Here is a 13,634-nt window from a genome sequence, read left to right as displayed (position 1 = left end):
GTGATGTAGTTCACCGAAATGTGGTGCGCTGCCATTGCGGCAGTGCAGGTGGTGTGAAAAATTCAGGCACGTTGGCGCGTGTTTTTCGCGTGATCGCATGCGCGCGTTTCAGCGTATCGTGCGCGCCGATGCGTATCCGCTGTGCGTGTTCGACAACGACTACTGGTGATCGGAGGGTGATGCATCCATTGGCGGATTCATCTTGCGCAGTGCCGGATCATCCGGTTTCACCGGGCGGAGAATGCCGACCGTGACCGTGCCCGATCGCAGGTACGAGGTGAACTTCGGATCGTAGGGATCGGTGCTTTCGCGCAGTTGCTCATAGGCGATGACGCCGTCGGTCTGATGTACGCCGGTGACTTCGCCCGGCGCATTGGCGCGGATGCCGCCATTGCCCACGTCATAGTTGGCGAACGAGTCGTGGCCATTTCTACCCGACATACCGCCCACCATGAGGTGAGTCGCCGCTGAGCCAACGCGCGAGCCGGTGGCGGAGATGAGCACTTCGTGCCAGCGCGCCTTGGCACGCGGTAGAGCCGCTGTGTCACCGTACTTCGGCAGTAGCTCGCGCCAGATGATGTTGGCTTGATCGAACTGATCCGGTGTCAGGTGTGCATAGAGCAACTGCTTGGCGTACACGTACTGCGGCTCGTTGCGTTCCGCCGCCAGCGCAAACCATGCCATGGCGCGTGGCAGATCCACCGACGAACCATGGCCGTTGAGGTACAGCACGCCGAGGTTGTATTCAGCCGGTTTGTACGCCCAGGACGCCGATACTTCGAACATGGCGATGGCATGCGCGTAGTCACCTTTCTGGTTGGCCAGCGCGCCAAGGTAGAAGAAGTATTCGCCGGGGCGGCCGTCGTCCTCGGGACGATTGAACGGATCGGTGCGGCTGCTGGGAACGTCCGGAGTCGCGTTGTAGCTCACCACTTTCGGCGGCGGCGACTGCGTGTCGATGGGGATGGTGGGCAGCGTATCTTCCGCAGCGCTTAAGGTGGGCCAGAGCAGAAGCCCAGCGAGGACGATGGCCCGGAGAGAACCCGGCTTCAGGTGATTGCATACGCCCATGGCGACACCTCGCGTCTACCTGCAGAAGACAGCACTTCGAAGCTACTCTCATCTAGGTAGCGGGGCAATCGCCATGGCGATTGCCCGCGCGGGTTACGGGTGGCCGTTGTCGTCGGCCTTCGTGCTGTCCTGGTCTTTGGTGGCCTGGCCTTCCTTGTTGTTGGCCTGGGACAGCGGTCCCACGGTGGCCTGCCCGGTGACTGGCATCACCTTCGGGTCGTAAGGATTGTCGGTCGAGCGCAAGGCTTGATAAGCCACCGAGCCGTCAGCCTGATGCACGCCTGCCAGCTCGGCGGGATTGCCGGTGACATGGTAGCCGTCGTGAGTGTCGTAATTGGGCGACTGCATGTGATTGGGCGTGCCGTCGGCACCACCCACCATGATGTGCGCGGCGGACGAGCCCACGCGTGAACCCGTGGAGTTCTGCATCGCCTCACGCCAGCGTTGCTTGGCGCGCGGCAGCGCAGTCTCGTCGCCATAGGTGGGGATCAGTTCGCGCCAGATGACGTTGGCCTGGTCGTACTGCGCCGGCGTGACGTTGGTGTAGACCAGTTGGCGGGCGCGAATGTATTGCGGGTCGTTGCGCTCCGCGGCCAACGCCAGCCAGGCGAGGGCACGGGGAAGGTCCACCGGTGAACCCTGCCCGTTGAGATACATCACGCCCAGGTTATATTCGGCCGGCTTATACGCCCACGACGCGGCGACCTTGTACATCGCCATGGCGTGTGCATAGTCGTTCTTCTTGACCGCCTGCACGCCCAGCGCGAAGTAATACTCGCCCGGTCGGCCATCGTCAGTCGGCGTGTTGAACGAGCGGGAATTGTCTCCCTGTTTGTCATCCGCCGCTGCGGCGGCGGATGCTGGTGAGAGCACCACGGGTTTGCCGTCGGTTGGGATCTTGCGCTGCGAGAGGTCCTGATCGGCGAAAGCCGTGCCCGTTGCCAGCGCGAGCGCAGCAACGCAGAAAAGGAGCGATGAGGAACGCTTCTGCACGATCATGGCAAACCTTCCCTTGGTTGCGTGTGCTAACGGTGTGGCCGAACTTACTCCCGTGTCCGGCGCTCCGCAATTGTCCGCACGGCGGCGTCAGTCGGACGAAAGCTGCTCGTAGCGCGTCAGCAAGTGGTTGAAAACAGGCCAGAACGGCTGCGGCAAATGGCCGTCCAGACGATCAGCCAACACGTCCAGATGGGTGTGCCAGCCACCGCTGGTACTGATGAGGTCTGCTGGCTTGAGCTTGCGGTGCGTGACCGTCAGGCGTACCTGCCCGTGCTCGGGCGTGAGTTCGAAGGTGACTTCCGACGGGTCATCGAACCCGCCCCAGGTCATGGCAAGCAGGTGCGGCGGCTCGCAGGCAAGTACGCGGTGGCGGGACGACACGCCGTCCGCGTAGACCTTGAAACGTTCTGGTGGTGGTATCGGCGTTTGCGACAGCTCGATGTGATGGAAATGCATTTCGAACTCGCTGCCTACACGCTGCTCCATCGCGCCGGTGGCGAGCCATTGGCCGCGCTTGTCCGAGTCGGTGAGGTACGACCACACGCGTTCGATCGGACCGGGCAGCACGCGTTCGAAGCGGATGGTGTCGGTCGCAAGGCGCTGGCGTGAGGGATGGCGATGCAGGTTCTGCTGCAGGTGCCCGAGGATATCGGTCCAGCCTTGTGTCGTTGCGTTCGCCCATTCGGGCAGCACGTCTTCATGTAACAGCGTCAGCTCGCAACCGGAACCCACGGGGACGATATCGATGCTGACGCGCGTCATGGCATCCGAGTACTTGGGCACGCCGAAGGTGAAGACGAGCCGGCGCGGCCGGTCGATCTCCAGGTACTCGCCCACATGGTCCACGTCCTCACCGTCGCGTCGGTCACGAAAACAGAAGTGCCCACCGACGCGTGCATCGATGTCCACCTTCACCATCTCGCCGTTGGGTGCGGAGAACAGCCAACGCCCGGCCGTAGCGGGATCGAGCCAAGCATCGAACACGCGCTCGGGGCAGGCATCGAAGTGGCGAGTGATACGCAGTGTGCGTAGGGCAACGGTGTTCATCGTGGTGTCCCTTTGGGTTTGGGCTTGCCCGTGGCCGCGTCTTCGGCTCGGAGCAAAGCGTCGAGGGCGTCGAGCCGCTGGTTCCAGAACTGCTCGTAGAAACGCAGCCACTCATCGGCGACGGCCAGTGGCGCGGGCTCCAATCGGCAGATGTGAGTACGCCCCTTAACGATGCGGCGCACCAAGCCAGCGCGTTCCAGCACTTTTACGTGCTTGGAGGCGGCAGCCAGCGACATGTCGAAAGGAGCGGCGAGTTCGCCGATGTTGCGGTCGCCCTCGGCCAGACTGCGCAGCATGGCGCGGCGGGTGCCGTCGGTGAGGGCCTGAAAAACCGTGTCCAGCGCAGGGGTATTTAATTCAACCATAAGGTTGAATATGTGCCTGCATCAAAGGAAAGTCAACCATTAGGTTGAATATGTTGTCAGGTCCCGCTTGTCGGGGTGGTTGCGGGCTTGGCTCCAGGGCGCCAAAGCAACCGCGTCCGCTGGAGCCACAGGTCGGTACCCCACGCGGCGAGCGCGACCAGAGCCATGCAGGGCGGCCAATGGATCGATCCCCACATGCCCATGAAAAATAGCGAGTCTGGCAGTGCGGCCCAGCGGGTTCGCAGGTTGGCCGGTGGCAGTGGGTTACGGGCGCGGTAACGGCCGTAGGCGAGCGACGCAGTGGGCAGCAGTACGCCGAGGGTCACGCCGGTGTGCCCCGTGGCAAACCACACGAGAAGGCCGATGACACACATCACCGGAAGGAACGCGATGCGTAGCAATGGTCGGGGCTGTGCCGGTTCTTCCGGGCGCCGTTGCCAGAGCAGGAGCGCGACGAACGTGAGGTATGCCGCCCACGTCGCTGTGATCACGGCGGCGCTGATCAGCAGGCTGGCCGACCCTTGTTCACCATAGGGTTCCTCAAGGAGGAAGTACCACACGGTATCAAGCAGCGCGCCGAGCACGAGCAAGGTAGCGCATCGAATGATGCCGATCAGCACGCGCGGTCCCGTCACCACATGGGGGCTCGCCGCCGCGACGCAAAAGCGGATGAGCGCCGGGTCGATGGTGCGGGGCAGTCGTGCGGGCACGCCTTCGGAAAGGCGCCAGAGGAACAGGCCGAGCGCCGTCGGCAGGCCCGGAATCCACGCGGTCAGTACGACCCACCACCAGTGAAACGGTCGCTGCACCCAACGAAGGTAACGGCTGCTCTTCTTGATATCGCCATAGGGTTTCTTGGCGTCGCGCACTCGCACTGCGAGTCGTTCGGCGTTCTCCGGCAGCATCAGCCAGCGCACTTCCAACTGGTTCGGCAAGTCCTGCAGGGAAACGCCTCGGCTGGTCGCCAATTCGGACAGGCGGAAATAGTCGAACAGCACGCCAGCCAACGCGGTGGACATGGGCGGACGCTCGCGCACCAAAAGCTCCAGTAGCCCAGGCGCCAACTGCAGCCGCACGTCCCAACTGCGCAATACCGGTTGTGCGTGCAGTGCGGCCGCAGCGGGCTCGCCGGCCTGCTCTCGCGCGAGAGCGCAGAACCAGCGATAGATCACTTCTGCATTCACACCGGCGGGGTCTGCATTCCACGCCTCGACGGCCGGCTCGAAGCGCTGCACCAGCGTGTGTCGTTCGTCGAGATTCGTACGCAGTTGTTGGGTCTGAAAGGGATCGGGTCCCGCCAGTGCGTGATCCAGGCCGAAGAACTGCAGTGTGGCGTCAAACGAGGTGGCACCGATCGGCGGTTGGTCGCGAAACAGTCGGCGCAATACGGCGTGACCAGCTTGCTGCTTGATGCGCAGCGACCAGAGTTCGGGTCGTTCCTGCAGCCAAGTCAAAAGGGCCTGCGTATCGGACACTGCTGCGGTGTCGATATACGCAGTGGCGAAACCTTCGGCATCGAAGCGCACCGGTTCCATCGCAGGTCGCACGGGCGGTGTGTTGTCGAAGCGTACGGCGCGCCACGCAGGGGGCACGTGCGGAGAGGCCATCTCGCCGACTGGCGGTGATGCATCGTCGGTGCGCGGCGTCGGTGGGGCGCTAACCGGCGGATGCTCCTGCGGGATGGCGCGCTGCCTGCACCACGTTTGGGCGGCCTCGTACTTCTTGCGCAGCTCCTGAAACGCTTCCGGATCGACGTCGGGACGCGCTTCCTTCAGCCGTGCGGCGTAGGCACGCTTCAGCTCCCTTTCGTCGGCATCGTCGGGCAAGCCGAACCACGCCAGCGGCGAGGTCATACGTGGGCATCCAGCGTATCGAGCGCCTGACTCAGCTGGCGGCGGTGTTCGCGGATGAGGTGGTCATCCTGCGTGTCCAGAATGTTGCGAAACTGCGCGATCCACTGCTGCAACTGCGCGCGGGCGGCGATGTATTCCTCGTAAAGACGTTCGGCGCGTGCCAGCAGCGCGATGTTTTCGTGCTTGTCGCGCGGATGAATCTTGATCCCCTCCAGCGTCTGGAGGCGTGCACGGATGTCCGCGGGCGTGAGCAAGCCCGGATTCTGTTCGAGCACCAGTTCGTGACGCTCATTCGTTGCGAGCAGAGTGGCTTCTACCTGCAGCACGCCATTCACGTCGTAGGTGAAGCGTAGGTTCACTGCGTTCTGCGCGGCTGAGCGCTGCGACGACAGTGGGATCTCCAGCTCGCCCAGCTTGATGTTGCGGTCCGCCATGGGGTGCTCGCCCTGGTAGACCTCCAGCGTGAGCTTGGTTTGGTTGTCGCGGAACGGTAGGAAGGTTTCCTCGCGGCTTACCGGTACCGTGCTATTGCGATGGATGATCGGCGAGAAGAAGCCCGTCTGCTCGCGACCCTGTTCGTCGCGGCGGGATATCTTAGTGCCCAGGGTGTACGGGCACACATCGGTGAGAATGACCTCATCGAGACGCTGGTCGCGCGATTTGAGGCCGGCCGCAATACATGCACCGAGCGCGATCGCCTGATCCGGGTTGATGTGCCGCAACGGCAGGCGCCCGAACATGCGCGAGACCAGGCGGGCCACGAGTGGCATGCGGCTGGCGCCACCCACCAGCACGATTTCCGCCAGTTGCTCCGGTTGCAGGCGCGCGTCGCGCATCGCGCGTTCCAGCGGCGTGCGCATACGCTGCACGAGCGGTTCGCACAGTCGTGCAAAGCGCTCCTCGTCGATCTGCCAGTTCACTGGACGATCGCCGATACGCCACTCGATGCCTGTGCCTCCCTGCGCGCCAAGCTCGCGCTTGGCCTGCTCCAGGCGGCGGCGCAACTGGCCGTGTTCCTGGGGGGATAGCGTATCGATCGCGATCTTTTCGTCGCCGAGGAAAGCGCTTTCCATCACATCGAGGAAATCCTCGCCGCCGAGGAAGTTGTCGCCTGCGCTGGCATGTACTTCCACTACGCCGTCGAACATTTCCAGCACCGACACGTCGAAAGTACCGCCGCCGAGATCGAACACCAGGAAGCGCGAGCCGTCCGGCTTCTCCTGCAGGCCATAGGCGAGGGCGGCGGCGGTGGGTTCGTTGATCAGGCGTTCGACGCGAATGCCGGCCAACTCACCGGCCGCTCGCGTGGCCTTGCGCTGCGCATCGGAGAAATACGCGGGTACGCTGATCACGGCCTCGGTGATCTTTTCGCCGGAGACGGCCTCGGCGTCAGCGATGAGGGCTCGCAGGATCAGCGCGGACAATTCTTCAGGGCGGAACACATGCGTACCCAAGCGCGTTTCGCGCGCCGTGCCCATGTAGCGCTTGAACGTTGCCACGCTGCTGTCCGGGTGGCTGACCATGCGGTCGCGCGCCGCGCGGCCGACGATGATGTGCCCGTCGCCATCCACACTGACCACCGACGGTGTCAGCAGGTCACCCAGCGCATTGGGAAACAGAACCGAGCCATGTTCCCCGTAGGTACCGATCAGCGAGTGCGTGGTACCCAGATCAATGCCAACGATCATCCTTGCCATACCCTCCGTAGCGCTCCGGCAAGTGTAATCCGGAACGGCCCGGCTGGCGGGTGGTGGGGCGGGTACGCGCGCCTGAGACGGCGGCCGGGTAGAATCCGCCGATCTCCCAGGAGTGTCCCATGCAGCATATTCCCCCGATGGATACCGCCGTGCCGGAAGGCGATACCGCTGAGATCACCGTGCCGCCCACCATGCACCACCCTGCTGGCCATGGCCTGCAGGACACGCTGGACATTGCCGGTCACGATGAAGTCGAGCACGACGAAGCCTTGCGCAATTCGCAGTTGCGGGTGCCGCGCTAACAGGCTTTTGGGCTGCTCCTAAACCAGCAGCGTTTTCACACCCTTGCTTTCCAACGCCTCGACGTATTCCGCCGGGGCAGCGTCGTCGCTGATCACCATATCCAGATCGTTCACCGGGGCGATGACGGACAGGCTGCGCTGACCGAACTTACTGGCGTCGAGCACGGCGATGGTCTGGCGTGACACGCGGATCATCAGCGCGTTGAGCGAAGCCTCCAGCGGGTCGGGCGTGGTCACGCCGACCGCCGGGTCCAGCCCGTCCACACCCAGGAACAGGCGGTCGGCGGAAAGCCTCGACAGGGCCTGCTCGGCATCGGGGCCGGCCAGTGAGTACGAGGTCTGGCGCAACAGGCCGCCCAGCATCATTACCCGCACGGCGGGCGTGGCCGACAGCTCCATGGCGATGTTGAGCGCATTGGTGATGACCGTCAGTGAGGTCCACTTGCGCTGGCGGATCTGCCGGGCGATCTCCACCGTGGTGGAGCCGGAGTCGAGGATGACGGTCTCGCCGTCCTCGATCAGTCGCGCGGCAGCCTGGCCGATGCGCAGCTTCTGCACATGGTGGCGGGTTTCCTTGATATTGAGCGGCGTATCCAGTTGCGTCGTCGCGGCGGGCAGGGCGCCACCGTGGGAGCGGCTGATCGCACCAGCACGATCGAGCGCCTCCAGATCGGCGCGGATGGTCACTGCCGAGATGTCGAACAGGGCGACCAGTTCGTCGACCGTCGCGCGCCCGTTCTCATTGACCAGCTCGACGATGCGACGCCGGCGTTCTTCCACCAGTAGCTTCGGCGGGGGCAGGGCAGCCTTGCGTCGTGTCGTCATGGTTCCTTTCCTGGTGGGCTGGCCCGGTCCGGCATCATCGCGCGAGCTCTGTGGCCATCCTGCCACAGGCGAGAGTCAAGGCATGCCCAGTAGTCTTGCCGCGTTGTCGTGATAGAGCTTGCGCAGGATGTCCTGCGGCAGGCCCACCCCGTAGATGGACCAGCGCCCCTGCGGCGGTGCGGCGGAAGGAGCGTAATCGAAATACTCGTCTTCTGTCTCCAGGAAACGGTAGTAGATCTCGTAAAGCTCATCGCCGAGTAACTGTTGCGGCACATCGTTGCCGTAAGGGGGCGGCACGGCGTCGGTGCCAAACAAGATGCGGTCCTGGTAGCGCTCGAAGAAGCGCCGCGCCATGCGTGGCTGGCGCCCCAATTCACTGATGCGCGCGCTGATATCCACCTGCACGTTGGGGTGGCGGTCCATGCACGCGGCGATGGCTGCTAGATCTTCAGCCTGGTTGCCTACGTGCATCAGCACGAACGTGGTGTTCGGGTGCCGCGCGATCACACGGTTGCGTGCTGCCAGCAGGTCGCGGTGGCTGGGGTATTCCGGGCCGTAGAACGACCAGTCCGGATGCTTGGCCAGTTCCTCGTAGCGCTCGTTGGCGCTGTCGCCCGGCAGGAAGAACGCTTCCGGGTCGGAGGTGTGGATGAACACTGGCATCTTCCGCGCCGCGCAGGTTTCCCACATGGGATCGAAGCGTGCATCGTCCACGCCGACAAGCTCGCCCTGGTCGATGCCTTCACGCAGGTACAGGCCCAGCGTCTTCAATAGCTTCAGGCCCGCCGCACCGATGCGATGCGCCTGTTCGATCGCTTCGGCCTGCAGGCGTGGGTAGTCAGGCTCGGCAAACAGCGCGAACGACGGTTCCGTCATGGTGCGGAACCGTCCGGGCGCTACAGCGTCGAAACGCGCGATGGACTCCGCTAGCCCTTTGCCGGTGCCACCGGTCAGGTTGACCATGGTGCGGATGCCCTTGCGGTCCATCAGCGCCACCAGTTCGGCGGGATCAGCGAAGTACGTCATCGCCTCGCCCAGCGACACGCCATTGCGCGTTTCGCTCATCCAACTCAAGTGCGTGTGTACGTCGATGACCGGGAATGCCGGTTTTTCTACACGGGTCACCGGTACATGCAGCATGCTGCGCGGTTTGAAGTCGGTCAGGCGAAGATTCTCGCCGTCGGCTTTTGCCGCGGTTTGCAGTGGATTCTTGTTGCTGCCACCGCCGAGCATCGGCGGCGCGCAGCAACCGCAACCCGTGGGGGTTGCGGTGAGCAGGTGGCGGCGATCCAGATCGAATCGCCGCCGGGCGCGAGAGTTCGCGTCACGCATCGTGTATGTCCCGATCAGCCCGGATAGCGCGCCATGATGTCGTGCACCTGGCGGGTGAGCGCCACCGCCTGGTCGAACGGCCGCAGCCACATGTTGCGGCCAAACATCACGCCGCTGGCGCCGCTCTGCATGTAGAACTCGACCTTGCGCAGCACCGCTGCGTCATCGTCGTTCTTCTCGCCACCGGAGAACAGCACCATCGTGCGGCCGGCCGAACGCACCACGCGTGCGCAGCGCGCTGCGGCATCTTCCTGCAGCTTGTCGTAGGGCGCGGGCACGTTGGCCACGCTGTCGTTGGGTTCGTGCAGCTTCACGATGTCCGCGCCCAGTTCCAGCGCCACGCGTGCGGCGTAGTCCTGTGCGTAAAGCGTATTGGTGCCGCCCTTGGCGTTGATCGCGCTGCCGCGCGGGTACGACCACACCACCAACGGCATGCCGTAGCGCTCGCAATCCTGGCGCACTTTCTCGAACTGACGGAACTCGTCGTGCTGGCGCGGCGAGCCAACGTACATGGTGTAGCCCACGGCATCCGCGCCCAGGCGCACGGCGTCTTCCACGGATGCAAAGAGCGGCGAGGTCGCCTCCGCGTCGCTGGAGATATTGGTCTTGCCGTTGAGCTTGAGGATCAGCGGCACGCGACCGCAGTACTCCGTCATGTACTTCTCGGCCAGGCCAATGCCCAGCGCGATGGCAGAAAAGCCGCCGGCCTCGGCGAGCTCGAACTGATAGCTCGGATCGACGGCCGGCGGGTGGGGAAAGAAATCGGTCGGGCCATGTTCCAGGCCCTGGTCCAGCGGCAGCACCAGCAGGCTGCCGTTGCGCGGACCGCTGCCATAGAGCAGGCGCCACAGGCGGGTGCGCTTGCCATGCGAAAGAGCCAGCGAAGCCAGCTTGGAGGAGGAAAACGACGGGTCTTGCAACTTGCGTTTCATTTCGAATACCTTGTGTTTGAGGTTTCGTGTTGTTTCGTTTCACATCATATTTAATCAGATGCCCATGCCTGTCAAACCCTCCGTGACTGTTCCGACGCTGGAATCGCTGAAAGCCGCATCGCCCGCCGAGCAGGCGCGCCTGGGCTGTGCCGACACCGTGCGCGAGATCCTTCAGCAGCCCGATACGTGGCGTGACACGGCCTCGCGGCTGTCTGACCCCACCACGCAGGCGACGCTGCGCGAGCTGCTCGCAACGCAGCCAGAGCACATCGTGCTGACCGGCTCCGGCAGTTCCGTCTACGTGGGCGAATGCCTGGCGCCGGTGCTGCAAGAAGGCTTAGGCATTCCCGCCCAAGCGATTGCCGCGGGCACGTTGCTTACGCATCGTCGCGGCACCCTGCCCAAGGGACGTGGCCTGCTGATATCGATCGCGCGCTCGGGCGACAGCCCGGAAAGCGCCAGCGTGGTCGATCAGGTGCTGGAAGCGGAGCCGGACTACCAACACCTGGTGGTGACCTGCAATGTGCAGGGGCAACTCGCCACGCGCTATCGCAACGAACCGCGCGTGCGTGTGATGCAACTGTCGCCGCGCACCAATGACCGCAGCCTGGTGATGACCAGCAGCTTCACCAACCTGGTGTTGGGTGGTAGCGGCTTGTTGCATGTCCATGGCGGCCCTGCGGATGCCAGCCTGGCGGACCTTGCGGCCAACATCGCCACGCACCTGTTCGAACGCTATGGCGACGCGCTCGCGCAACAGGGGGCGGTCGATTTCGATGCTGCGCTGTACCTCGGCAGTGGCGCCGCGTTTGGTGCCGCGCGTGAGGCGGCATTGAAGATGCTGGAGATGTCCGGCGGCGCGGTGAGCGCGATGTGCGAGACCTATCTTGGTTTGCGCCATGGCCCGATGTCCTGGCTGGATCGCCCGTGCCCCGTCGTCGCCTTTCTGTCGAGTGCGCCAGCCGTGCGCGCCTATGAGCTGGACTTGTTGCGCGAAATCGCCCGCAAGAAGCTGGGTGGCGTGCGCATCGTGGTGGGCGAAGCGATTCCCACGGATCTGATCGGCCCCGGCGATGTCGCCGTCGAATTGCCCGGGCTGTCGAGACTGGACGAAGCGCAGCAGGCGATGGTGCACGTTGTCGCCGGTCAGGTACTCGCGCTGTTCCGTTGCCTGTCGCTGGGCCAGCAACCGGATGCACCGTCGCAAGGTGTGTTGACGCGCGTGGTGCAGGCGTTCGCCATTCATGGCGCGGAGAGCGGCACGTGAAGCCGCTGCTGATCGCCGGCGAGATCAACGTCGACCTGGTGCTCACCGGTTGCGAGCGCCTGCCCGAGTTTGGCGGCGAAGTATTGGCATCCGGCTTTCGCCAAGGTCCCGGCAGCTCGTCGATGATCTGCGCGATGGGCTTGGCACGTCTGGGTCATCCGGTTGCCTTCGCGGGCGTCACCGGTATGGATGGCTGGGGCGATTACTGCGTCGATGCGATGCGCGAGGCGCGCATCGACGTATCCGCCGTGCGTCGGGATGCCTCGCTGCAGACGGGCATCACCGTGGCGCTGTCATCGCAGCAGGACCGCGCACTGGTCACCTATGCCGGCGCCATCGGCGCGTTGCGCCAGGACATGATCACCGACGAACGTCTGGCGGGCTGCGGTCATCTGCATGTTTCGTCGTACTACCTGCAGGATCTGCTACAGCCGGGCCTGCGTGAATTGTTCGAGCGGGCACGCCGGGCGGGGCTCACTGTATCGCTCGACCCTGGTTTCGATCCGCACCAGCGCTGGGGCAGGGAGCTGGTCGCGTTGTTGCCGCTGGTTGATGTGTTCTTGCCGAACGAGCGCGAGGCATGCGCGATCAGTGGTGAATCCACCGCGCAGGCATCACTGCATGCCTTGCGCAACGGTCACACGCTGACCGTCGTCAAGCTCGGCGGCGACGGTTGCATCGCGTTGCAGGATGACGGCCCCCTGCTAGCCGTGGCGGCACACGCCGTTGACGTGCTCGACAGCACGGGGGCCGGTGATTCGTTCGACGCCGGTTTCCTGCATGCGTGGCGTCGCGGAATGACGCTGCGCGACTGCCTGCGTTGGGGTAGCGCCTGCGGTTCGCTTTCCACGCGTGGCATTGGCGGCACGGCCTGTCAGGGCAGCGAAGCGGATGTTCGCGCCATGCTGGAGGCAGCCGCGTGATTACGGTGGGGGGATTCAATACGGCGATCGACCGGTTGGTGACCCTCGATGCGCTGCAACCCGGCACCGTGCAACGCGCGAACGCCGTGCAGAGCTACCCCGGCGGCAAGGGCGTCCACGTGGCGCAGACCATCGCCGCACTGGGCGAGCCGGTACAACTGGTCGGCCTGATCGACGCGACGCATCGCAACTTCGTGGCGCGGCGGATGAGCGAGCGCGGCGTGTTGTTCCATGGCGTGGAAATCGGCGATGACCTGCGCCAATGCCTGGCGCTGCGCGAGCGCGACGGCCGCATGACCGAAGTGCTCGATCCAGGCCCGATGCTCAGTGCCGCTACTCGCGATGAACTGATCCGAACGCTGGGGCGCGCACTCGACAACAGCGATGCACTGGTACTCACCGGCAGCCTTCCACGCGGTTTCGAGAGCGACACCTATGCACGCATCGTGCGTCAGGCAAGCGGCAGCGGCATGACCTGCCTGGTAGATGCCAGCGGCGAAGCGTTGCGCCATGTGGCCGATGCGCGCCCCAGCGTCATCAAGCCCAACCGCGATGAGGCTGGGCAACTGGTCGGGCATCCGGTGGAGACGCAAGCACAGGCGGCGTCGTTGTTGCACGAACTCTACGCGAGGGGCGTTTTGCGTCCCGTGATTACGTTGGGTGAGCAGGGCGCATTCGGCTTCGACGGCGAAAGCACATGGCACGCCCGACTCGTGCTGAAACAGAGCACGAATGCGGTGGGCTCGGGCGATTGTTTCCTCGCGGGGCTGGCCGTTGCGCACGAGCGTGGCCTGAGCTTCGACGAGTCCCTGCGCCTCGCGGTGGCGTGCGGCGCAGCCAATGCCATGGGTGAGGAAACCGGTTTTGTGGAGCGGCGCGTCGTGCAGGCGCTGCTTCCTGACGTACGAATTCAGCGCATCGCGGTATCGACAGCAAGCGTTTGATGGCGCGCGTGGCGCGTTGAAGCCACGCGGGCGAAAGGGAGAGTTGTTCGCACCAACCAATCCATGGGGCCCGACTC

Annotated in this window: 13 protein-coding genes; 4 read left to right on the top strand and 9 right to left on the bottom strand. The window is 64.3% G+C overall.

Translation table 11 applies throughout. The features are described from left to right. Window positions 1-159 precede the first annotated feature (159 nt). From DyAD56_RS09015 to DyAD56_RS08990, 6 genes are all read right to left on the bottom strand, one after another. Window positions 160-1,071 (bottom strand): sel1 repeat family protein, encoded by a 912-nt coding sequence (locus DyAD56_RS09015; RefSeq protein ID WP_102302425.1) that lies wholly within the window; start codon window positions 1,069-1,071, stop codon window positions 160-162. Window positions 1,072-1,164: 93 nt separating this feature from the next. After that, window positions 1,165-2,070 (bottom strand): SEL1-like repeat protein, encoded by a 906-nt coding sequence (locus DyAD56_RS09010; protein WP_102302424.1) that lies wholly within the window; start codon window positions 2,068-2,070, stop codon window positions 1,165-1,167. Window positions 2,071-2,157: 87 nt separating this feature from the next. Further along, window positions 2,158-3,117, bottom strand: a complete 960-nt coding sequence (locus tag DyAD56_RS24075; protein WP_199178925.1) for an SRPBCC domain-containing protein — start codon at window positions 3,115-3,117, stop codon at window positions 2,158-2,160. After that, complete coding sequence (locus DyAD56_RS09000; RefSeq protein ID WP_102302423.1) at window positions 3,114-3,482, bottom strand: metalloregulator ArsR/SmtB family transcription factor; 369 nt, start codon at window positions 3,480-3,482, stop codon at window positions 3,114-3,116. The genes DyAD56_RS24075 and DyAD56_RS09000 overlap by 4 nt, the downstream gene beginning before the upstream one ends. A 56-nt stretch (window positions 3,483-3,538) precedes the next feature. After that, window positions 3,539-5,335 carry a hypothetical protein gene (locus DyAD56_RS08995; protein WP_102302422.1) on the bottom strand — a complete coding sequence of 599 codons (1,797 nt, stop codon included), beginning with the start codon at window positions 5,333-5,335 and terminating at the stop codon, window positions 3,539-3,541. Further along, window positions 5,332-7,023, bottom strand: coding sequence for a molecular chaperone HscC (locus DyAD56_RS08990; protein WP_102302421.1), 1,692 nt, complete (start codon window positions 7,021-7,023; stop codon window positions 5,332-5,334). Before DyAD56_RS08990 ends, DyAD56_RS08995 begins: the two co-directional genes overlap by 4 nt. A gap of 128 nt (window positions 7,024-7,151) precedes the next feature. Here DyAD56_RS08990 and DyAD56_RS08985 point away from each other — a divergent pair, with 128 nt between their 5' ends. Then, window positions 7,152-7,334, top strand: a complete 183-nt coding sequence (locus tag DyAD56_RS08985; protein ID WP_102302420.1) for a hypothetical protein — start codon at window positions 7,152-7,154, stop codon at window positions 7,332-7,334. Window positions 7,335-7,352: 18 nt separating this feature from the next. On the opposite strand, the gene agaR is transcribed toward DyAD56_RS08985, so the two are convergent. From agaR to DyAD56_RS08970, 3 genes are all read right to left on the bottom strand, one after another. Continuing rightward, on the bottom strand, window positions 7,353-8,159 hold the full coding sequence (gene agaR / locus DyAD56_RS08980; RefSeq protein ID WP_102302419.1) for a transcriptional repressor AgaR: 807 nt from the start codon (window positions 8,157-8,159) through the stop codon (window positions 7,353-7,355). 75 nt (window positions 8,160-8,234) lie between these two features. Next, window positions 8,235-9,491: an amidohydrolase family protein gene (locus DyAD56_RS08975; RefSeq protein ID WP_233202353.1), complete on the bottom strand. Its 1,257-nt coding sequence runs from the start codon at window positions 9,489-9,491 to the stop codon at window positions 8,235-8,237. A 14-nt stretch (window positions 9,492-9,505) separates the two neighbouring features. Further along, the gene (locus tag DyAD56_RS08970) at window positions 9,506-10,423 is read right to left on the bottom strand and encodes a fructose-bisphosphate aldolase (protein WP_102302418.1); all 918 of its coding nucleotides are present in this window, start codon (window positions 10,421-10,423) and stop codon (window positions 9,506-9,508) included. A gap of 64 nt (window positions 10,424-10,487) precedes the next feature. On the opposite strand from DyAD56_RS08970, the gene DyAD56_RS08965 reads away from it, so the two are divergent. The 3 genes from DyAD56_RS08965 to DyAD56_RS08955 are packed head-to-tail and all read left to right on the top strand — an operon-like array spanning window position 10,488 to window position 13,557. Next, window positions 10,488-11,690, top strand: a complete 1,203-nt coding sequence (locus DyAD56_RS08965; protein ID WP_233202352.1) for a tagatose-6-phosphate ketose isomerase — start codon at window positions 10,488-10,490, stop codon at window positions 11,688-11,690. Further along, window positions 11,687-12,613, top strand: a complete 927-nt coding sequence (locus tag DyAD56_RS08960) for a carbohydrate kinase family protein (protein WP_102302416.1) — start codon at window positions 11,687-11,689, stop codon at window positions 12,611-12,613. Before DyAD56_RS08965 ends, DyAD56_RS08960 begins: the two co-directional genes overlap by 4 nt. Further along, entirely contained in the window at window positions 12,610-13,557 is a 948-nt protein-coding gene (locus DyAD56_RS08955; protein WP_102302415.1) for a 1-phosphofructokinase family hexose kinase, read from the top strand. The genes DyAD56_RS08960 and DyAD56_RS08955 overlap by 4 nt, the downstream gene beginning before the upstream one ends. Window positions 13,558-13,634: the final 77 nt, after the last annotated feature.

The sequence above is a fragment of the Dyella sp. AD56 genome (assembly GCF_002878475.1).
In the GTDB taxonomy this organism is placed as follows: Bacteria; Pseudomonadota; Gammaproteobacteria; order Xanthomonadales; family Rhodanobacteraceae; genus Dyella.
This window is presented reverse-complemented; position numbering and strand designations above follow the sequence as displayed.